Origin of the sequence: Mesorhizobium sp. M1396 (assembly GCF_040317725.1) — a bacterium.
GTDB lineage: Bacteria > Pseudomonadota > Alphaproteobacteria > Rhizobiales > Rhizobiaceae > Mesorhizobium.
The window spans coordinates 39,135-58,420 of sequence record NZ_JAMYLA010000010.1 but is presented as its reverse complement, the minus strand read 5'-3'; the positions used below and the strand labels follow the sequence as shown (position 1 = coordinate 58,420).

General features: G+C 63.8%; 18 protein-coding genes. 10 read left to right on the top strand and 8 right to left on the bottom strand.

All coding sequences use genetic code 11. The annotated features are described in order from the left end of the window. Window positions 1-16 precede the first annotated feature (16 nt). From NKH02_RS08605 to NKH02_RS08595, 3 genes are all read right to left on the bottom strand, one after another. Window positions 17-229 (bottom strand): hypothetical protein, encoded by a 213-nt coding sequence (locus NKH02_RS08605; RefSeq protein WP_352877900.1) that lies wholly within the window; start codon window positions 227-229, stop codon window positions 17-19. Between the two features lie 78 nt (window positions 230-307). After that, window positions 308-1,291 carry a cation diffusion facilitator family transporter gene (locus NKH02_RS08600; RefSeq protein ID WP_352877899.1) on the bottom strand — a complete coding sequence of 328 codons (984 nt, stop codon included), beginning with the start codon at window positions 1,289-1,291 and terminating at the stop codon, window positions 308-310. Window positions 1,292-1,317: 26 nt separating this feature from the next. Further along, window positions 1,318-2,004 carry a GNAT family N-acetyltransferase gene (locus NKH02_RS08595; protein ID WP_352877897.1) on the bottom strand — a complete coding sequence of 229 codons (687 nt, stop codon included), beginning with the start codon at window positions 2,002-2,004 and terminating at the stop codon, window positions 1,318-1,320. Window positions 2,005-2,087: 83 nt separating this feature from the next. Between NKH02_RS08595 and NKH02_RS08590 the strand changes: the two genes are divergently transcribed. Both NKH02_RS08590 and NKH02_RS08585 read left to right on the top strand, forming a co-directional pair. After that, the gene (locus tag NKH02_RS08590) at window positions 2,088-3,272 is read left to right on the top strand and encodes a pyridoxal phosphate-dependent aminotransferase (RefSeq protein WP_352877895.1); all 1,185 of its coding nucleotides are present in this window, start codon (window positions 2,088-2,090) and stop codon (window positions 3,270-3,272) included. A gap of 50 nt (window positions 3,273-3,322) precedes the next feature. Next, window positions 3,323-3,697 (top strand): YciI family protein, encoded by a 375-nt coding sequence (locus NKH02_RS08585; RefSeq protein ID WP_352877893.1) that lies wholly within the window; start codon window positions 3,323-3,325, stop codon window positions 3,695-3,697. Here the strand turns inward: NKH02_RS08585 and NKH02_RS08580 are convergent, their stop codons facing one another. The 3 genes from NKH02_RS08580 to trhO all read right to left on the bottom strand — a co-directional run bounded on the left by NKH02_RS08580 (window position 3,698) and on the right by trhO (window position 6,546). After that, window positions 3,698-4,453: an SDR family oxidoreductase gene (locus NKH02_RS08580; RefSeq protein WP_352877890.1), complete on the bottom strand. Its 756-nt coding sequence runs from the start codon at window positions 4,451-4,453 to the stop codon at window positions 3,698-3,700. It lies immediately after the preceding gene. Window positions 4,454-4,763: 310 nt separating this feature from the next. Beyond that, the gene (locus NKH02_RS08575) at window positions 4,764-5,501 is read right to left on the bottom strand and encodes a tellurite resistance TerB family protein (protein ID WP_352877888.1); all 738 of its coding nucleotides are present in this window, start codon (window positions 5,499-5,501) and stop codon (window positions 4,764-4,766) included. Window positions 5,502-5,625: 124 nt separating this feature from the next. After that, window positions 5,626-6,546 carry an oxygen-dependent tRNA uridine(34) hydroxylase TrhO gene (gene trhO / locus NKH02_RS08570; protein WP_352877887.1) on the bottom strand — a complete coding sequence of 307 codons (921 nt, stop codon included), beginning with the start codon at window positions 6,544-6,546 and terminating at the stop codon, window positions 5,626-5,628. A gap of 200 nt (window positions 6,547-6,746) precedes the next feature. Between trhO and NKH02_RS08565 the strand changes: the two genes are divergently transcribed. Next, entirely contained in the window at window positions 6,747-7,385 is a 639-nt protein-coding gene (locus NKH02_RS08565; protein WP_352877885.1) for a 2-dehydro-3-deoxy-phosphogluconate aldolase, read from the top strand. 183 nt (window positions 7,386-7,568) lie between these two features. Here the strand turns inward: NKH02_RS08565 and NKH02_RS08560 are convergent, their stop codons facing one another. After that, window positions 7,569-9,398, bottom strand: coding sequence for a peptidoglycan L,D-endopeptidase MepK (locus tag NKH02_RS08560; RefSeq protein ID WP_352877883.1), 1,830 nt, complete (start codon window positions 9,396-9,398; stop codon window positions 7,569-7,571). Between the two features lie 360 nt (window positions 9,399-9,758). After that, window positions 9,759-11,294 carry a sigma-54-dependent transcriptional regulator gene (locus NKH02_RS08555; protein ID WP_352877882.1) on the bottom strand — a complete coding sequence of 512 codons (1,536 nt, stop codon included), beginning with the start codon at window positions 11,292-11,294 and terminating at the stop codon, window positions 9,759-9,761. 160 nt (window positions 11,295-11,454) lie between these two features. Here NKH02_RS08555 and NKH02_RS08550 point away from each other — a divergent pair, with 160 nt between their 5' ends. The 7 genes from NKH02_RS08550 to NKH02_RS08520 all read left to right on the top strand — a co-directional run bounded on the left by NKH02_RS08550 (window position 11,455) and on the right by NKH02_RS08520 (window position 19,210). Beyond that, window positions 11,455-13,302 (top strand): M3 family oligoendopeptidase, encoded by a 1,848-nt coding sequence (locus tag NKH02_RS08550; protein WP_352878039.1) that lies wholly within the window; start codon window positions 11,455-11,457, stop codon window positions 13,300-13,302. 363 nt (window positions 13,303-13,665) lie between these two features. Next, complete coding sequence (locus tag NKH02_RS08545; protein ID WP_352863297.1) at window positions 13,666-14,445, top strand: helix-hairpin-helix domain-containing protein; 780 nt, start codon at window positions 13,666-13,668, stop codon at window positions 14,443-14,445. Window positions 14,446-14,647: 202 nt separating this feature from the next. Continuing rightward, window positions 14,648-15,793 carry an aminodeoxychorismate synthase component I gene (locus tag NKH02_RS08540; protein ID WP_352877880.1) on the top strand — a complete coding sequence of 382 codons (1,146 nt, stop codon included), beginning with the start codon at window positions 14,648-14,650 and terminating at the stop codon, window positions 15,791-15,793. Further along, complete coding sequence (locus tag NKH02_RS08535; RefSeq protein WP_352877879.1) at window positions 15,742-16,404, top strand: aminotransferase class IV family protein; 663 nt, start codon at window positions 15,742-15,744, stop codon at window positions 16,402-16,404. Before NKH02_RS08540 ends, NKH02_RS08535 begins: the two co-directional genes overlap by 52 nt. A gap of 14 nt (window positions 16,405-16,418) precedes the next feature. Then, window positions 16,419-16,706: a YciI family protein gene (locus NKH02_RS08530; RefSeq protein WP_352877876.1), complete on the top strand. Its 288-nt coding sequence runs from the start codon at window positions 16,419-16,421 to the stop codon at window positions 16,704-16,706. After that, window positions 16,703-17,635 carry a heme-dependent oxidative N-demethylase family protein gene (locus NKH02_RS08525; RefSeq protein WP_352863291.1) on the top strand — a complete coding sequence of 311 codons (933 nt, stop codon included), beginning with the start codon at window positions 16,703-16,705 and terminating at the stop codon, window positions 17,633-17,635. The genes NKH02_RS08530 and NKH02_RS08525 overlap by 4 nt, the downstream gene beginning before the upstream one ends. Window positions 17,636-17,764: 129 nt before the next feature. After that, entirely contained in the window at window positions 17,765-19,210 is a 1,446-nt protein-coding gene (locus NKH02_RS08520; protein WP_352863289.1) for a homospermidine synthase, read from the top strand. The last annotated feature ends 76 nt before the right edge of the window (window positions 19,211-19,286 follow it).

The following is a 19,286-nucleotide window of genomic DNA, read 5'->3' as shown; positions in this document are numbered from 1 at the left end:
GTCGAAAATCCCTTGCCTATTTACCCTGGTTTTTGCGTTGGTTGCGCGCGCGCAGCCAGAACACCGAGAAAAACGCCAGCACGAAGACGATGCCGAAGGCGCCGGCCAGCACGGTCGAAAGGCTGCCGAGGGCCAGCATTATCGTCGGCAGATAGTAGGCGCCGATGCCGAACAGAAGCATGATCCACACCGCTGCGATGGCCGCATTCCTGGTGTCACGATCCATCATGACGCGTCCGGGCAGTGGGCGTTCATCAAGCTGGTTTTCAAGGTTTGGAACTCCTGAGGCAGGACCAATCGATCGGTCCTAGTGATGGTGGGCGTGGTGCGCGGCCGCTTCATGCCCGTGCCCGTGGCCGTGCTCGTGGCTATCGTCGGCGCACTGTCCGAATTCCGGTTCCACGGTGGCATGGCTGATGCCGTGCTCGCTGGCAAGCCGCTTCTTGACGGCGCTGACCGCCTGGTGCGCGTCGACGCCCTCGTCGAGACAGGCATGCAGCGTCGCCATGTTGCTGGTTCCGTCGAGCGACCAGACATGCATATGGTGCACCTCACGCACGCCCTGAACCGTCGCCTCGATATCCCTGGCAATCAGATCGCGGTCGAGGCTGGGCGGCACGCCCTCGAGCAGGACATGGGCGGCGGCGCGCATCAGCGACCATGCCGTATACAGGATCAGCAGCGAGACCAGGACCGACAGGATCGGGTCGATCGGCGTCCAGCCGGTCGTCAGAATGACCAACGCCGCCGCAATGGCGGCGGCTGAGCCGAGCAGGTCGCCCAGCACATGCAGGATGGCGCCGCGCATGTTCAGGTTTTCACGATCGCCGCCATGCAGCACCACGAAGGACCCGATATTGACCAGCAGGCCGAGGATCGCCACCGCCAGCATCGGTCCGCCAAGCACCGGCGCCGGCGCCCGCAGGCGCCCCCAGGCTTCGTAGACGATCCACAGCGCGATGACGAAGATGGCAATGCCGTTTGTATAGGCCACCAGCGTCTTGACCCTGCCGAAGCCATAGGTGAGGCGAACGGTCGCCGGACGTCCCGCGAGATGAAACGCATACCAGGCAAGGCCGAGCGCGATCGAATCGGCGAGCATGTGGCCGGCATCGGCCAGCAATGCCAGTGACCCGGTAAGGATGCCGCCGAGCGCTTCGGCGACCATGAAGCCGCCTGTCAGGCAGGCCGCGATGAGCACGCGTTTCTTGTCGGTCGAGCCATGCACATGACCTGGCCCATGATCTTGCCCGCTGTGATCATGCCCGCTGTGATCGTGGGTGTGGGCCAATGGCAACTCCCGTTACGCGCCTGATCTCACGCACCGAACTGCGCGCGAAAATCCTCAAGCCGTCGCTTCTGCTGGCCGCCGCTATCGAAATTGGCCGGATCGAGCCACGCTTCATAGGCCTTGCGCAAGGCCGGCCACTCCTTGTCGATGATCGAATACCATGCCGTATCGCGGTTTTCACCCTTGACGATCAGATGCTGGCGGAAAATGCCCTCGAACTTGAAGCCGAACCGTTCGGCTGCCCGCTTCGACGGCTCGTTGCGGTTGTTGCACTTCCATTCGTAGCGGCGATAGCCGAGTTCGTCGAAGATGTATTTCATGAACAGGAACTGCGCTTCGGTCGCTCCCGGCTTGCGCGAGATGAGCGGGCCCCAATAGATGTTGCCGATCTCGATGACGCCGTAGGCCGGATCGATGCGCATCAGGGTCTGGCGTCCGGCGACCTTGCCGCTGGCCTTGTCGATGACGGCAAAGAACAGCGGATCCTCGCTGGCCTCGACCTTGTCCAGCCAGGGTTGGAAGGCAGCGCGGGTTTCAGGCGGATAGTCGGGCAGCCAGGCGAAGCGGCCATCGACATCGAACACGGAGGACGCTTCGTAGAGGCCGTCGCCGTGTTTTGCGGCGCTCAGCGGCTCAAGCCGGACATAGCTTCCGTCGATGGCCTTGCGTTCGGGCCGCGGGCGCGGCTGCCAATCTTTCAGATTTTCCGACACCGAAGACTCCAATCTGTTTGACTTTTGCGGGCCGAAGCTCACAAAACCGCAACCTCACAGTAAGAACCACACGGACGGGAAAAATGCTCCACACGATTTCGGCCTTCGACCGTCTCGGCGAGGAAAACGCCTTTGCCGTGCTGGCACGGGCGACGTCCCTTGCGAGCCAAGGCCGCGACATCGTCAATCTCGGCATCGGCCAGCCCGACTTCAAGACGCCGCAGCACATCGTCGAGGCGGCGATCAAGGCGCTGCGCGACGGCCATCACGGCTACACGCCGGCCAATGGCCTGCTGGCAACGCGCGAGGCGGTGGTGCGGCGCACGCTGACCACCACCGGCGTCGAGATATCGCCTGAAACGGTGATGATCCTGCCCGGCGGCAAGCCGACCATGTTCGCCGCGATCTTGATGTTCGGCGAGCCTGGCGCCGAGATCCTTTACCCCGATCCGGGCTTCCCCATCTACCGCTCGATGATCGAGTTCACCGGTGCGGCACCTATTCCAGTACCGATGCGCGAGGAAAACGGCTTTGCCTTTTCCGCCGAGGAGACTCTGGCGCTGATCACCTCGAAGACCAGGCTGTTGATCCTCAACTCACCTGCCAACCCGACCGGCGGCGTCACGCCGCGGGCCGAGATCGAGAAGCTGGTCAAGGGGCTGGAGGCGCATCCCCAGGTCGCCATCCTCTCCGACGAAATCTACGACGTGATGACCTATGACGGCGAGACGCATTGCTCGCTGCTTGGCTTTCCCGAGATCCGCCACCGGCTGATCGTGCTCAATGGCTGGTCGAAGACCTGGGCGATGACCGGCTGGCGCATGGGCTGGTCGATCTGGCCGAATGGCGACAAGGGCGCTCACCTCTACGACAAGGTGCGCAAGCTGGCGGTCAATTGCTGGTCCTGCGTCAACGCGCCGAGCCAATTTGCCGGCATCGCGGCCATCGACGGCCCGCAGGACGATGTCGACAAGATGATGCGCGCTTTCGACCGCCGCAGGAAGATCGTGGTCGAGGGATTGAACGCCCTGCCCAACATTTCCTGCATCACGCCCAAGGGCGCGTTCTATGCCTTCCCCAACGTCTCGAAGACCGGCTGGAAAGCAAAGAAGCTCGCTTCGGCGCTGCTCGACGAGGCCGGCGTGGCATTGATCGGCGGCCCCGATTTCGGCCTTCTCGGCGAAGGCTATATCAGGCTCTCCTACGCCAACTCCGAGGAGAACATCTTGCGGGCACTGGAGCGGATCGGAGCGTTCTTGGGCAAGTGAGGCTGTGCGACCGGCGCTGGATGTTTGCAATCACGACAGAAGGTGACTCGATGTTTTACGCCATCCTCGCCTACCATGTGGAAGGAGCCATCACCGCGCTGACGCCGGAGCAGGACGCGGCATTGATGGTCGACCTGCTCGAAATTAACGATCGGCTTTACCGGGAAGGCAATCTTGGCCCATCGGCGCGGCTTGGGGCGACCCAGTCGGCCTGCACCTTGCGCGGACCGGGCGACGGAACCGTTTTTGACGGGCCGTTCGCCGAGACGAAGGAGCAACTCCTCGGTCTCTATGTCGTCGACTGCGCGACACGTGACGATGCGATCGTTATCGCCCGCGACCTGCGCCGCGTTAATCCGACCGCCGTCTACGAAATCCGTCCAATCGCGCTCTACCTGCCGGGCGTGCCGTTGGCTGGGAAATAACTATCCACGCCCGACGAACGGCATCTTGGTCGCCATCACCGTCATGAACAGCACGTTGGCGTCGAGCGGCAGGCTGGCCATGTGGACAACGGCGTCGGCAACGTGCTGAACGTCCATCACCGCTTCGGCGGCGATCAAGCCGTTGGCCTGCGGCACGCCGACCGTCATCGGCTGCGCCATGTCGGTCAGCGCGTTGCCGATGTCGATTTGCCCGCAGGCAATGTCATAGGGTCTTCCGTCCAGCGCCAGCGTCTTGGTCAGCCCGGTGATGGCATGCTTGGTTGCCGTGTAGGGCACGGAGCCTGGGCGCGGCGCGTAGGCCGACACCGAGCCATTGTTGATGATGCGGCCGCCCATCGGCCGCTGCTTGCGCATGGCGCCAAAGGCGGCGCGAGCGCACAGGAACGAACCGGTGAGATTGACGCCGACGATATCGTTCCACACCTCGACCGGGATCTCGTCGATGGGCGTCGATTTGTAACCCATGCCGGCGTTGTTGAAGAGCAGGTCGACGCGGCCGAAGGCCGCCGCCACCGTCTCGAACAGATCATCGACCTCGCCGGCCTTGCTGATATCGCAGGCAACCGCCAATGCCTTGGCGTCGGTGCGGCCGGCCTCGGCGACCGCGGCATCCAGCACCGACTTGCGGCGCCCGCAGAACACTGTGTTCCAGCCGGCCTTGAGCAGCGCCGTGGCGACGCTCTTGCCGATGCCGGTGCCGGCGCCGGTGACGATGGCGGTTCGTTTTACGGTCATGGCTGTTGTCCTCCGGCAGCAACGCGCGCACGCACTATTTTCCGGGTTTGCGCAAGAAGCAAAGGCATCGCAAATGATGGCGGCGATGGCAAGCCGAAGCACAAAGCATGATCCGAAAATTGGAATCCGATTTCTGCTGGAGATCGTGCTCAGGTGAGCAGATCGTGCCGACAAAAAGGGCGGTCATTGGCGACCGCCCTGATCTGAACCGGGCTTGGGAGGAGGAAAAGCCGATCCGACTGCGTAAAATCATGCGCTTCCTGAGTTAACGAAAGGTTAACGCCCGAAAGGCTGCCTGTGCCGTTTTGACCTACCAGCGCGGATTGGGTGAAGTCCCGGCCTGGGCCGGCACCTTGGCCGCCGAAACCGTCGCCTCGACATGATCGACCAGCGCATCCGGCAGACCGAGCCGGCCGGCGAGCAGGTCGAGGTAACCGCGCTCGGCGCGTGTGTCGGGATCGATGGTCAGGCGCGATGCGGTGTAGAGTTCGAGCTTCTGCGCATCGGTCTGGGCCCCAGCCACCAGCGCGTCGAGGTCAAGCGGGCTCGCCAGCTCCGCCATCAGGAATTTTTCGGCGTCGGAGCCGATCCCCGAAAGGCTGAGCTTGCCGGCGACCTTCTGGCGCTCGTCATCGTCGATATGGCCGTCGGCCTTTGCTGCTGAGATCATCGCCCGCACCAGGGTCAGCGTGAATTCGTCCTCGCCTTGCGGCGCCTGCGACGGGTGGAAGGCGGTGTCCTTGGGCGGCGGCAGCAATTCAGGTTCGCCGGCTGCCGGCGTCTCGGCCGGAGCATTGCCGGCCTTGTAATTCTGGTAGGCCTTGTAGGCGAGGCCGCCGATCGCGGCCAATCCACCGAGCTTCACCGCGGTACCCGTCACCTGGCGGCCGGCACCGGTTCCGAGCAGCACCGCAGCGAGCGCTCCAGCGGCCAGCGGGTTGTCCTTGGCCATCTGCACCGCCTGGCCCGCCTTGTCGCGAACGGTGCCACTGGTGCCGGGGATTTGCGAGCCGAGCAGATCGTCGAGAAGCTTCTTGGGATCGAACATTCAGTGCCTCCAGGATTTGCCCGGCCGGACGGGCAGGTTTCGAACGTCGAAGACGTAGGTCCCGAACCCTTGCATTACAATGACAAACCGTCGCTGTGCCGTAGCTGTCGATAACAGAGCGGACCTACGATCCGATGTGCGGATCCCTGCCCCGCGCCTGCGCAAGCTCGACCTGCCGCTGACGCTCGGCATAACGCTGGCGGTCCATGTCCGAACGCGCATCGAAGCAATGCGGGCACGAAACACCGGCGGCAAATTTAGGCGATGTCAGGTCGCTCGGCGTCAGCGGATGGCGGCAGGCTCGGCAGAGTTCCGCCTCGCCCTCGGCAAGTCCGTGCGACACCGAAACCCGTTCGTCGAAGACGAAGCACTCACCTTGCCAGAGGCTCTGTTCGGCCGGAACCTCCTCGAGGTATTTGAGGATGCCGCCCTTGAGATGAAAGACGTCCTCGAAGCCGAGCGATTTGACATAGGCGGTCGCCTTTTCGCAGCGTATGCCGCCGGTGCAGAACATCGCGACCTTGCGGCCTTCGAACTCCGTCCGGTGCGCTTCCACCCAGGCCGGGAACTCGCGAAAGCTGGCGGTAGCGGGGTCGATCGCGCCCTTGAAGGTGCCGATCGACACTTCGTAGGCGTTGCGCGTGTCGATGATAACAGTATCGGGCTCGGAAATCAGCGCATTCCAGTCGACCGGCGCGACATAGGTTCCGGCGCTCGTCGCCGGATCGATATCGGCGACGCCCATGGTGACGATCTCGCGCTTCAGCCGCACCTTCATGCGATGGAACGGCATTTCCGCGGCGACGCTGTATTTGACCTCGAGGCCGGCGAGACCTTCCACGGCTTCGAGATACTCGATCAGTTCGCCGATCGCCGTTTCGCTGCCGGCGACGGTGCCGTTGATGCCTTCATGCGCCAGGAGCAGCGTGCCCTTGATGCCGCGCCCGCAACAGAAGGCAGCGAGCGGCGCGCGGAGTTCCTCGAAACCGTCGAGCCGGGCAAACCGGTAGAGCGCGGCGACGCAAAGGGGTGGAAGTGATGTCATGGCCGAAGCCACTAAACGCTCACGCAAGCCGATTCAAGGCAGCGCCGGAATCCAGACAAGTATCGGCCGCGCGTGACATCGCGACACGCTTCGTTTCATGGACAGAAAAACACCCGTCTGCTAATCGGTTGAATTGCCGTCAAGCGCGTCACGCCGAAACCAATTCATGCGACGCGCCTTAGCTAGGATACGGAGAGCAGATGCCCAGCAAGACCGAAAACCTCCTGTCGCTTCTCAACGGCCAGCCGGTCATCCCGGTGTTGAAGATCGCCAATGTCGCCGACGCCGTGCCGCTGGCCCGCGCCCTGGCACGCGGCGGCCTGCCGGCGATCGAGATCACGCTGCGGACCGCCGACGCGCTTGAGGCGATCCGGCGTGTGGCTGGTGAGGTCGAGGAAGCCATCGTTGGCGCCGGCACCATTCTCGATATCAGGCAGTTCGAAGAGGCAGCGAGCGCAGGCTCGCGATTCATCGTCAGCCCCGGCATCACCCGCGAGCTTCTGGCGGCAGCCGCCGACAGCGATGTTCCGCTGCTGCCCGGCGCCATCACGCCCGGCGAGATCATGGCCGCACGGGAAGCCGGCTTGCGCTTTCTCAAATTCTTCCCGGCCGAGCAGTCGGGCGGCATCGCTTCACTGAAGGCCTTCGCCTCGCCGCTCGCCGATGTGAAATTCTGCCCGACCGGCGGCATCACCGGCAAGAACGCGGCCGACTATCTCAGCCTGCCCAATGTCATCTGCGTCGGCGGCTCCTGGGTGGCGCCCGACGAAATGGTCAAGGCCGGCAGGTGGGACGAGATCGAAGCCCTGGCGCGCGTAGCGAGTAAGCTCGCGAAATAAGGCCTTCGTCGCGGCATGAAAAACCGGCCGACTTGCGTCGAGCGAGTCGCGGTTTTCCTGTTGCAAGCAGGATCCGTCGCAGGTTTCGAGCCGTCCACGATCACTGCAATGTCAGACCGGCTGGTCTCGCGGCAAAAAGCCGCGCAGGTTACCCGGCGCGGCTTCTGTCGATTGGCTGGTCGCTTACTTGGTCTGGAAGCGGGCGACCGAGAGGAACTTGACGGCATTGCCGGTGAAGCGGTTGGCGTCGGCCAGTTGGTTGCCCTGCTGGAAGCCGGCCGTATAGACCTCGCTCGGCGCCGTGTGCACGATGCTGTAGGCGTAGCCCGGCGCCGTCGTCGCGCTGGAAACGGTGGCGACATTCTCACCGCTGGTCAGTGCCCAGCGGGCGGCCTGCGGTGCGGCGGCAACCACCATCGCCTTGGGGCCTGGCTTCAGGTCGCGCGCGGTGGCTCTCGATTCCTTGCGGGTGGTCTTCACGCCGGCGCCGATCGCGGCGGCCGGATCGGAGCCGGCCGGGCGGGCAACGACAGCCTCGCGCGGCGATGCGGCACCATTGCCCGACGGATCGTTGAAGGCCGAACGCGGCTCGGACGCGGACAAGGAAGCAACCTGGTATTCGTCGGCCGCGCCGACCTGGGCATTGGCTTCGTCGAGAACGGCCTTGACGGCGTCCGGCTGGGCCATCTCGGGGCGCGCCGTCGGCAGCACCGAGAACGCATCGGTCCCGGTCTTGCCGTGCTCAGCCGTATCGGCCAGCGCCATCAGCACAGTCTTGCTGGGCGACGCAGCCAGAGCGGCTGGCAGCGAAGTGTCGGGGCGCCATGTCGGCAACGGTATGTTGTTGACGGCAATTTGGGCCGGATCAGCCGAAGCCGTTGCATCGGCCATGCCGAAAGGAACGGTCGCCGGCGCCTGTGCGGTCGCCACGGCCTGCTCGGTGGTGGCTGTCGCGTCCGCCATCCCAAAAGGAACGTTTTCAGGCGGCTGAGCGCCGACATCGGCCTTCGGTCGTGGTGCGAAATCAGGCAACGGAACGCTGCGTGCAGGCAATGCCGCTATGATCGTCTCCGGCGTGTCCTGTTCCGGCTCGGGGGCCTGCTCCTCGGTCACCTGCGGAATCGCGGCGCGCTGCGCGTTCTCCGGCGCCACGATGGCGATGCCCGGGAGGTTGCTGGTCTTGGCTGCCGCGGCCGGCTTCAAGTTTCTCGCCTTGGGCGGAGGTGCGGCCGAAGCGGTCTCGACATCGGCGCTGTCGTCGGCCTCGTCGTCGCCGCCGCCAAAAAAGGCCGATAGGAACCCGCCTGATTTCTTGCCGCTACCACCGGCGCTGGCCAACTCGATGGCCGGCGAGCCCGAACCCTTGCGCGCCTTGTAGGAGGCGAGCGCCTGCTCAAAGCCGGGCAGCGGCCTGCCGTCGCTCGGCACATGCAGCGTCTTGCCATTGGGGAACAGGCTGACCAGTTCCTGGCGGCTGATGCCGGGCCAATGGCGCACATTGCCGACATCCATATGGACGAACGGCGAACCGGAGGACGGGTAGTAGCCGATGCCGCCGCCCTGCATCTTGAGACCGATATTGCGCAGCTTCTTCAGCGGCACGCCGGGAATGTAGAAGTCCATCGCCTTGCCGAGCATGTGCTGGCTCTTCTCGGCGACGCCCCGGCTGCGGCTGCGCAGCATCGAGTTCGTCGACGGCGAGCGATAGCCGCAGACGACCTGGATGTAGTCCGTGGCGCCAGCTTCCCGGTACGCTTCCCAGACCAGATCGAGCAGACGCGGATCCATCTTGGTCGGCTCGTTGCGACGCCAATCGCGCAGAATGATGTTGATCTTCCTGAGACCCTCCGGGACGTAGCGGCCGTTGCGCTTGTAGACGATCTCGGCCTTTTCGTGTGTGTGGAGGTGATAAAGCTTCAGCGAACGTGTTTCGGCGTTGGCTCCAGTCCCAGCCGCGGCGACAAAACCAAATGCGACAATCAACGCCGCCAGCCACTTCGGCCAGACGCTCACTTGATGGTGCCGCCCGTTCGTGTGTCGTTCGATTCTGTTCAAATCAAAAGGCCTTGCAGGCTGCCGTTTGTCCCCGGATTTGTCCAAACGGATGTGTCGTGGTCACATCCGAATATCGATCCTAATGGTTAATCATCGCTTATTGAAGTCGAAATGCGGTAACACCGTGGCGATATCCCGTCAAAAATTGTACACAGGGTTACTTGGTAAACCACTGGTTTAGATCATGTTTCCGCCTTTGCGCGGAACACGATCTGTTACCGTTAGCCTTAATGCGTGAACAGCGTTGTGCCGCCACAATCCGCCAACGGCCGGTATACGGCCTATTGTGGCATTGCGGACTGGCGCCGGCCTTGTGCCTCAGGAAGCGAGCCGGTCGACGCGGCCGGTCTCGGGATCGATGCCGTATTCCTTGAGCTTGCGATAGAGCGTCGAGCGGCCGATGCCGAGTCGGCGGGCGACTTCGCTCATCTGGCCGTTGTAGTGATCGATGGCGAGCTTGATCATCTCAAGTTCGACATCGGCCAGCGCGCGTACATTGCCGCGATCGTCGAGCGCCCGCAACGTGCCGAAGCGGGGCGGCAACCTGGCCGGCGCATCGGACCCGGTTGCCGGGCTAACCTCGCCGGGCAAGGCTTCTTCTTCGTACCCCTCCGGAGGCAGGGACGGCGACGGCGCATCGTCGTCCGTGTCGAGGTTGACGGTGCCTTCCACCTGCGCCCGGATCTGCGGGAAGTCCTCCGTGGTCAGCACATCGCCTTCGCAAAGCACCGAGGCCCGGAAGACGGCATTTTCGAGCTGCCGGATGTTTCCGGGCCAGTCATAGGCCTGCAGCACGGCGAGCGCCGCGGCCGAAATGCCTTGCAGGCGGCGACGCGGGTCGGCCGGCGCGACCTTGTCCATGAAATGGCTGACCAGATAGGGGATGTCGTCGCGGCGGTCGCGCAGCGGCGGTACGAAGATCGGGTAGACGTTCAACCGATAGAACAGATCCTCGCGGAACTTGCCGTCCTTGACCTGCTGCAGGAGGTTGCGGTGCGTCGCCGAAATCAGCCTGATGTCGACCCTGACGGTCGAGCGCCCGCCGACCGGATCGACCTCCCCGTCCTGCACGGCGCGCAACAGCTTGACCTGCACGTCGAGCGGCAGGTCGCCGATCTCGTCGAGAAACAGCGTGCCGGAATGCGCTTCGACGAATTTTCCGGTGTGCTTGTCGGTCGCGCCGGTGAATGAGCCCTTCTCGTGGCCGAACAGGATCGATTCGACCAGATTGTCGGGAATGGCGCCGCAATTGACGGTGACGAAGGGTTTCGAGCGGCGGTCGCCGCTGCCCTGGATGGCGCGCGCCACCAGTTCCTTGCCGACGCCGGACTCGCCCTCGATCAGGATCGGAATGTTGGATGCCGCCGCTTTCTGGCCGAGGCGGATCACCCTGTCCATGGCCGGGCTGTGCGTGATCATGTCCTTGAAGGTCAGAAGGCCGCTGCGCCGGCGCGACGTGCGCTTGACCTCGCCCTCGACGGCCTCGACCTTGAGCGCATTGCCGATCGACGCCTGCAGTCTGTCCGGAGACGCCGGCTTGACGACGAAATCGAAGGCGCCGTGGCGCATCGCCGACACCACGGTCTCGATGCCGCCCTGCGCGGTCTGCACGATGGTCGGGACATTTATGTCGTGCTCGCGCATCGCCTTCAGCACGCCGATGCCGTCGAGACCGGGCATGAGCAGATCGAGGATGACCACCGAAACCTCGCGGGCGCTGGGCCCGTCGAGGACATCGAGAGCAGCCGCGCCGCCATCGACGACGATGGCCGTGTAACCGAACCGAGTCACCGCCGCTTCGAGCAGCCGGCGCTGCACGGGATCATCATCGACTATGAGTATGGAACCTGTCATGACTGGTATGACTGCCCGCCCGAGGAATACTGCCCTGTGGACCATCTTGGCACAGGGTTCTAAATAAGGTTTCAAAAAACCCGGTGAATGAATTCCTTAGGATTTGACCGGCTTCTCGTTTCCCCTTGAACCTTGGCCACGGAAGGTGTCGGCGATGCACATGGTTTCTGGGCACACGGTTTCCGCTCGGCGGCTTGCGGCGCCAGCGTCCGGCCAGGGCGCGGCCGAGCTTGGCGACCTGCCGGAATGGAACCTTGCCGACCTCTATGCCGGCATGGACGCGCCGGAGCTGAAGCGCGATATCGCCAAGGCGGCCACCGATGCGATCAGCTTCGAGAGCCGCTGGAAGGGCACGCTGGCCGCCGAGGCCGAGCGCGGCAGCGGAGGCAGGCTGGGCGAGGCGCTTGTCGCCTACGAGGCACTGGAGGAACTGATCGGCCGCATCGTCTCCTATGCGGGACTGGTCTATGCCGGCAACACCGCCGACCCGCAGCGCGCCAAGCTCTATGGCGACATCCAGGAGAAGATGACCGACGCCAGCGCGCACCTTCTGTTCTTCGCGCTCGAACTCAACCTGATCGATGATGCCGCCATCGAAGGCGCGCTCGCCGGCGATCCCGCATTCGGCCACTATCGGCCGTGGGTGCTCGATCTGCGCAAGGACAAGCCCTACCAGCTCGAGGACCGTGTCGAGCAGCTCTTCCACGAAAAATCGATCACAGGGCGCGGTGCCTGGAACCGACTGTTCGACGAGACGATGACAGATCTTCGCTTCGCCATCGACGGCGAGGAGTTGACGCTGGAGCCGGCGCTGAACCGCCTGCAGGACGCCGATAGCGAGGTGCGCCGCCGGGCGTCCGAGGCGCTGGCCACGACCTTCCGCAAGAATTTGCGTACTTTCACGCTGATCACCAACACGCTGGCCAAGGACAAGGAAATTTCAGACCGTTGGCGCGGCTTCGAGGACATCGCCGATTCACGCCATCTCGCCAACCGCGTCGAGCGCGGCGTGGTGGATGCCCTGGCGTCCGCCGTGCGCGATGCTTATCCGCGCCTGTCGCACCGCTACTACGCGATGAAGGCGCGGTGGCTCGGCGTGGAGGTGATGAACCATTGGGACCGCAACGCGCCGTTGCCGGATACGCCTCAGGCGATCATCGGCTGGGACGAGGCCAGGAACACCGTGCTGTCCGCCTATCAGCGCTTTTCGCCCGACATGGCGGAGATTGCGCGAACCTTTTTCGACCGCAACTGGATCGACGCGCCGGTGCGTCCGGGCAAGTCGCCCGGCGCCTTCGCGCATCCGACCGTGCCGTCGGCGCATCCCTATGTGCTGCTCAACTACATGGGCAAGCCGCGAGATGTGATGACGCTGGCGCACGAACTTGGCCATGGCGTGCATCAGGTGCTGGCCAGCGGCCAGGGCGCGCTGATGGCCTCGACGCCACTGACACTGGCCGAGACGGCGTCCGTCTTCGGTGAGATGCTGACCTTCCGCTCGCTGCTCGACCAGACCACCGACAGGCGCGAGCGCAAGGCCATGCTCGCCCAGAAGGTCGAGGACATGATCAACACGGTCGTGCGCCAGATCGCCTTCTATGAATTCGAGCGCAAGGTGCATGCCGAGCGCAAGAACGGCGAACTGACCTCCGACAGGCTCGGCCAGTTCTGGCTCGAAGTGCAGGCCGAAAGCCTGGGTCCGGCGATCAAGCTGCGCGAAGGCTACGAGGTGTTCTGGACCTACATCCCGCACTTCATCCATTCGCCCTTCTATGTCTATGCCTATGCTTTCGGCGACTGCCTGGTGAACTCGCTCTATGCGGTCTACCAGAACGCCGAGCGCGGCTTTCAGGACAAGTATTTCGAAATGCTCCGCGCCGGCGGCACCAAGCATCATTCAGAGCTTCTGGCGCCCTTCGGCCTTGACGCCACCGACCCCGCCTTCTGGCAGATCGGGCTTGGCGTCATCAGCGGCCTGATCGACGAGTTGGAAGTGCTCGACACGTGAAATGCGTCCGGCGGGCGTCACCAAACAGTTTAGCCGGAATGCACATTGGTATGGCTGTATTCTTGCTCTAAATATCTGTTCTTGAAGTACTCTCCACCGAAGTTTTTCCGATAGCTTTCCACGAGCTCTATGATAGCCTTCGCTACAAGCTCAGCCGGAGCGCATGCGGATCTGCGAGGAAATATCTCAGCCGGCCGTAGCACTCAGGCGAACGCGACGATGGCCGTTGGCCATGGCAAGCAAGGCCGATTGCCGACAGCTCGAACCGAAGCCGGCTGTTCCGCGAACCGCGGAACCACCATCGAGTAGTCCTTCGCCGAAGGTCATGACCCCACGGCAGACGGATCTGACTGGAGAGACACAATGGGCACTTTTTTCTACATGCTCCTGGCGTTCCTGGTAGGCGTGCTGGTGGGCTGGTTCCTGTGGGGCCGCCTGCGCGGTGAGTTGGACAGCTTGCGTGGCGACATCGACCGCACACGCGGCGAGCGCGACAGACTGCGCGCCGACAGCGACCGGCTGACCGGTGAACTCAATGCATGCGGCAAGACTCGCGCCGACCTTGAGCGCCGGCTGCGCGATGCGCAGGCAGCACCCGCTGCCAGTGCCAAGACAAACGCTGCCCCCTCGGCCGTGATGTCGACACCTTCGACGGCCAAATCCGCGCCCGTAAAGCCGGCGCCTGCCAAACGGGCGGCCGCGAAGGCCGCCCCTGCAAAGGCGGTGGCTGCGAAATCGGCGGCGCCAAAGCCGGCAGCGTCGAAACCTGCGGTCAAGTCCGCGGCGAGCAAGCCGGCAGCCGCGGCCTCGGCAGCCAAGAATTCGACCGCACCAAAGGAAGCCCCAGCCAGGAAAGCCGCACCGGCACCGGCCAAGCCAGCATCCGGCAAGCCTGACAATCTGCGTCGGCTGATCGGCATTGGGCCGGTCAACGAGAAGCTGCTCAAGGCGCAAGGCGTCACCAGCTTCGCCCAGATCGCCAGCTGGACAGCCGCCGATGTCAAGCGGATCGAGGACGTGATGAATTTCGACGGCCGCATCGCACGCGAGCGCTGGATCGAGCAGGCCAAGCTGCTCGCCGCCGGCAACGAAAAGGAATTCGCCAAGCAGTTTCCAACTGCGGGAACCGCCAGCAACACTTGAGCGGCAGAGGCAATATTGTTGCAAACGGCGGTGCCCAGGGCGCCGCCGTTTTGTTTTTGGCCCGCAATATTGACCCGGAAATGGCCTTGAGATCGGCCCCAAGGTCGGCTTTGAGTGGCAGCGTGCCGTTCCCTCGATTGCGCGCGAGCGGCCCCCCATATAGAGCGGTCGACGGCTTCATCGACCGCAGCATCCGAGTCCCATGTCCGTGCCCGCCGCCATTTTCCGCAACGACGAAAGCGCGAGCCAGCTCGTTTTCGACCGGCCGGCCGATGTCATCTTGGCGCGTGAGGCGAAGGATTTCCTGCCGGCACTGGAAGCAGCGCAAGCCGCGCACGACGCCGGCAAATGGCTTGCCGGCTATTTCTCCTATGAGGCGGGGTATCTGCTGGAACCCAAGCTCGTTCCCTTGCTGCCGGACGGGCGCCGCGCTCCGCTCGTGTGCCTTGGCGTTTTCGATGCGCCGGTCGAAGAGGCGGTGCCGCCCCGCAACACCGCGGCGACCAATGGCCCGATCTTCGACGCCCGCGCGACGTGGTCGCCCAAGGACTACGAGAAGCGCTTCTCGCGGCTGCACCAGCACATCAGGCAGGGCGATTGCTACCAGGGCAATTTGACCTTTCCGGTGCATGCGCAATGGTCAGGCGACCCGCTGGCCGCCTTCGATGCGCTGACCGAACGCCAGCCGGTAAAGTATGGCGCGCTCGTCGCGCTCGGTGAACCCATCGTGCTGTCGCGCTCGCCGGAACTCTTTTTCGAGATCGACGCCGGGGGCATGATCGAGACGCATCCGATGAAGGGCACGGCGTCCCGCGGCGCGACCAAGGCCGAGGACGAGCGGCAGAAGATCTTCCTACGCAATGACGAGAAGAACCAGGCCGAAAACCGCATGATCGTCGATCTCCTGCGCAACGATATCTCGCTGATCAGCGAGGTCGGCACGCTGGACGTGCCGGCGCTGTTCCGCATCGAAACCTATCCGACCGTCCATCAGATGGTGAGCGACGTCAGGGCCAAACTGCTGCCGGGTCTCTCGATCCGCCAGATCTTCGCGGCGCTGTTTCCTTGCGGCTCGATCACCGGCGCGCCAAAGATTCGCGCCATGGAAATCCTGCACGATCTGGAAGGCACGCCGCGCGATGTCTATTGTGGCGCCATCGGCTGGATCGCGCCCGGCGGCACGATGCGCTTTTCCGTGGCGATCCGCACCATCTCGCTCTTTTCCGGCGGCGAGGCCATCTACAATGTCGGTGGCGGCGTCGTCTTCGATTCGACGGCGCGGGAGGAGTATCAGGAGTGTCTGCTGAAAGCGCGCTTCGCGACGGGAACACCGCCGATTTCCAGCTGATCGAGACCATGCGCTGGGAACCCGGCTCGGGTTTCCTGCGCTTCGATCGTCATCTCGCCCGCCTCTATGGCTCGGCGGCTGAGCTCGGCTTCCGCTGTGATCCGGGCAAGGTCGGCGACGTGCTGAGCAGCGCGGTCAGCGGGTCCGGCATTGCCATGCGCACCCGCCTCGTCCTGTCGCATGACGGCGAGGTGACCGCCTCGGCACACCCCTACGAACCGCTTGCCGCCGACAGGGTCTGGACGCTGCGGCTGGCGCGAACGAGGCTCGATTCGCACGATCCGCTGCTGCGCCACAAGACCAGCCGGCGGCAGCTCTACACGCACGCCCGCGCCGAATATCTCATCACCCAGGCCGACGAGGTGATCCTGGCCAACGAGCGCGGCGAAATCTGTGAAGGCACCATCACCAATGTCTTCGCCGATTTCGGCGACGGCGCGCTGGCGACGCCCCGGCTCGACTGCGGCCTACTGCCTGGCGTATTGCGCGCCGGGCTTCTGGATGAAGGCCGCGCCCGTGAAGCGATCTACAGCTTGGACGATCTGAAATCCGCAAGGACGCTGTTCGTCGGCAATTCGCTGCGCGGACTGATTCCGGCCAAACTTACCTGAGAGAAGCCCAGACAATGTTTGTCGTCTCGCTGAACTACAAAGTGCCGCTGACCGAGATCGACCGCTTGCAGGCCGCGCATGTCGAATGGCTGAAGGCCTGCTATGCGGACGGCATCTTCGTCGCCTCTGGGCCGAAGGAGCCGAGGACCGGCGGCATCATCATCGCACGTTGTCCGCGCGAGGTGCTCGACGTCAGGCTGGCCGCCGACCCTTTCGCCAAGGCAGGCGCGGCCGACTATGATGTCACCGAATTCCTGGCGAGGATGACCGCCACCGGCCTCGATCATTTCAAGGAAGCATGAGCGTGGCCGAGGTGCTCCCCGCCCACACGCCCTACGACGGTTCGTCGAAACTCTTCAGCATCGGGCTGAAGCCGCTCGATCCGGCGGACTGGATCGAGGTCGACGATCATCTGCTGCCTTATCTCGCCGAGAAGCGCCGGCTCTATGCCGAAATCCCCGAGCGTGTTTTCGTCGAGGAGGATGGCACGCGGGACGCCCAGCAGGAAGTGCTCGATTTGCTCGATGCGCATCTGCTGGAGAGGTTCCCCGAAACCTATCGGCGCACCGGATCGGGGGTCGAGGCCGTGGGCGCGGCGGGCCGCCTGCCTGCTTCCCTCGCCGATGCTCCGCTGGCTAGGGCCTCACAGCTCGTCCAGGAAGACCTGATCCTGATGCGCCGTAGCGACGCCGGCTGGCGGCTCGTTGCCGGCTCGCTGTGCTTTCCCTCATCCTGGTCGCTCCTGGAAAAGTTCGGTAAGCCGCTGCAGGACATCCACGCGCCGGTGCCGGGTTTCGGCCCGGGCACGCGTCCGGCCGAGCTGATCCACCGGATGTTCGATGGCCTCCAGGGACAAGCCGTCGAGCGCTACAACTGGTCGATCCAGTCGGGCGACGCGCTCTATCATCCGCTCTCCGACCTGCAGCGCATGGACCGCGCCACCAACCGGCCGTCGCGCTTTCCCGATGGCGATATCGACGCCCATGCCTTCATCCGCGTCGAGCGGCAAACCCTGCGGAAACTACCGGTTACACGTGACATCCTGTTCACCATCCGCATCCATCTCGACCCCCTCACCGTGCTCGCCCGGCATCCGGATCGGGCAACGCTGGCTGTATCTTTCGCCGGCCAGCTCGAAGCGCTCGATCTCGCCCAGCTCGACTACAAGGGCCTGACATCAGACCGCGACCGGCTGATCGTGGTCCTTAACCACATGGCCAATGACGGCTAGCCGCTGGTTGGCGCTTTTCGCTGGTTTGTGACAATGATCTGTGATGTAGCGCATGGCCGCCGGGCAAGGATGCCCGGTTTTGTGTGCGTTTTTCCCAGCTTCCTGGGCTTTGAAGGAGTGTTCGATAAAATGGCGACTGAAAACTGGCCCGTTTACGGTGAGATCACCGGCCCTGTCGTGATGATCGGCTTTGGTTCGATCGGCCGGGGAACGCTGCCGATGATCGAGCGCCATTTCCAGTTCGACAAGTCGCGCATGACGGTCATCGACCCGCGCGACACCGACCGCAAGCTGCTCGACGAGCGCGGCATCGCCTTCGTCCAGGAAGCGGTGACCGAGAAGAACTACAAGAAGCTCTTGACGCCGCTTCTGACCAATGGCGGTGGCCAGGGCTTTTGCATCAACCTGTCGGTCGATACCGGCTCGGTGGATCTGATGCGCCTCTGCCGCAAGCTCGGCGTGCTCTACATCGACACCGTCGTCGAGCCATGGCTCGGTTTCTATTTCGATGCCGAGGCCGACAATGCCAGCCGCACCAACTACGCGCTACGCGAGGCGATGATCCAGGAAAAGCACGACAAGCCCGGCGGTGCGACGGCCATCTCCACCTGCGGCGCCAATCCAGGCATGGTCTCTTGGTTCGTCAAACAGGCGCTGGTCAATCTCGCCACCGATCTTGGCCTCGAGTTTTCGGAGCCTGCGCAGGACGACCGCGAGGGCTGGGCCAAGCTGATGAAGAAGGCCGGCGTCAAGGGCATCCACATCGCCGAGCGCGACACCCAGCGCGCCAAGAAGCCGAAGCCGATGAATGTGTTCTGGAACACCTGGTCGGTCGAGGGCTTCATCTCCGAAGGCCTGCAGCCCGCCGAGCTCGGCTGGGGTACGCATGAGAAGTGGATGCCGAAGAACGCCAAGAAGCACAAGCATGGCTCCAAGGCCGCGATCTACCTGGAGCAGCCCGGCGCCAACACGCGCGTGCGCTCATGGTGCCCGACGCCCGGCGCGCAATACGGTTTCCTGGTCACCCACAACGAGGCGATCTCGATCGCCGATTTCTTCACCGTACGCGGCAAGAAGGGCAAGGTGCACTACCGCCCGACCTGCCACTATGCCTACCATCCCTGCAACGACGCGGTGCTGTCGCTACACGAGATGTTCGGCGCCGCCGGCAAGGCTCAGCCTGTGCACCACGTGCTCGACGAGAACGAGCTGGTCGACGGCCTCGACGAGCTTGGCGTGCTGCTCTACGGCCACGACAAGAATGCCTACTGGTACGGCTCGCACCTCTCGCTCGCCGAGGCGCGCAAGCTGGCACCCTATCAGAACGCCACCGGCATGCAGGTCACCTCGGCGGTTCTCGCCGGCATGGTATGGGCATTGGAAAACCCGGAGGCCGGCATCGTCGAGGCCGACGAGATGGACTACAGGCGCTGCCTGGAAGTGCAGTCCCAGTATCTCGGGCCGGTCGAGGGCCACTACACCGACTGGACGCCGCTCGATAACCGTCCCGGCCTGTTCCCGGAAGACCTCGACCGGGACGATCCGTGGCAATTCCGCAACATCCTCGTTCGATAGCGGTGCGTTCCATAGGCCCCATTGCCTTGCAATCGCCCGGAAATCGGGCGATTGAAGGATGCGGACGAGAGCGACC

What these genes read in the sequence shown, in the direction of transcription:
- NKH02_RS08540 (WP_352877880.1), top strand. Translation starts at nt 14,648, where the DNA reads ATGTCCGTGCCCGCCGCCATTTTCCGCAACGACGAAAGCGCGAGCCAG.
- NKH02_RS08545 (WP_352863297.1), top strand. Translation starts at nt 13,666, where the DNA reads ATGGGCACTTTTTTCTACATGCTCCTGGCGTTCCTGGTAGGCGTGCTG.
- NKH02_RS08590 (WP_352877895.1), top strand. Translation starts at nt 2,088, where the DNA reads ATGCTCCACACGATTTCGGCCTTCGACCGTCTCGGCGAGGAAAACGCC.
- NKH02_RS08575 (WP_352877888.1), bottom strand. Translation starts at nt 5,501, where the DNA reads ATGTTCGATCCCAAGAAGCTTCTCGACGATCTGCTCGGCTCGCAAATC.
- NKH02_RS08605 (WP_352877900.1), bottom strand. Translation starts at nt 229, where the DNA reads ATGATGGATCGTGACACCAGGAATGCGGCCATCGCAGCGGTGTGGATC.
- NKH02_RS08530 (WP_352877876.1), top strand. Translation starts at nt 16,419, where the DNA reads ATGTTTGTCGTCTCGCTGAACTACAAAGTGCCGCTGACCGAGATCGAC.
- NKH02_RS08550 (WP_352878039.1), top strand. Translation starts at nt 11,455, where the DNA reads ATGGTTTCTGGGCACACGGTTTCCGCTCGGCGGCTTGCGGCGCCAGCG.
- NKH02_RS08585 (WP_352877893.1), top strand. Translation starts at nt 3,323, where the DNA reads ATGTTTTACGCCATCCTCGCCTACCATGTGGAAGGAGCCATCACCGCG.
- trhO (WP_352877887.1), bottom strand. Translation starts at nt 6,546, where the DNA reads ATGACATCACTTCCACCCCTTTGCGTCGCCGCGCTCTACCGGTTTGCC.
- NKH02_RS08525 (WP_352863291.1), top strand. Translation starts at nt 16,703, where the DNA reads ATGAGCGTGGCCGAGGTGCTCCCCGCCCACACGCCCTACGACGGTTCG.
- NKH02_RS08520 (WP_352863289.1), top strand. Translation starts at nt 17,765, where the DNA reads ATGGCGACTGAAAACTGGCCCGTTTACGGTGAGATCACCGGCCCTGTC.
- NKH02_RS08555 (WP_352877882.1), bottom strand. Translation starts at nt 11,294, where the DNA reads ATGACAGGTTCCATACTCATAGTCGATGATGATCCCGTGCAGCGCCGG.
- NKH02_RS08565 (WP_352877885.1), top strand. Translation starts at nt 6,747, where the DNA reads ATGCCCAGCAAGACCGAAAACCTCCTGTCGCTTCTCAACGGCCAGCCG.
- NKH02_RS08580 (WP_352877890.1), bottom strand. Translation starts at nt 4,453, where the DNA reads ATGACCGTAAAACGAACCGCCATCGTCACCGGCGCCGGCACCGGCATC.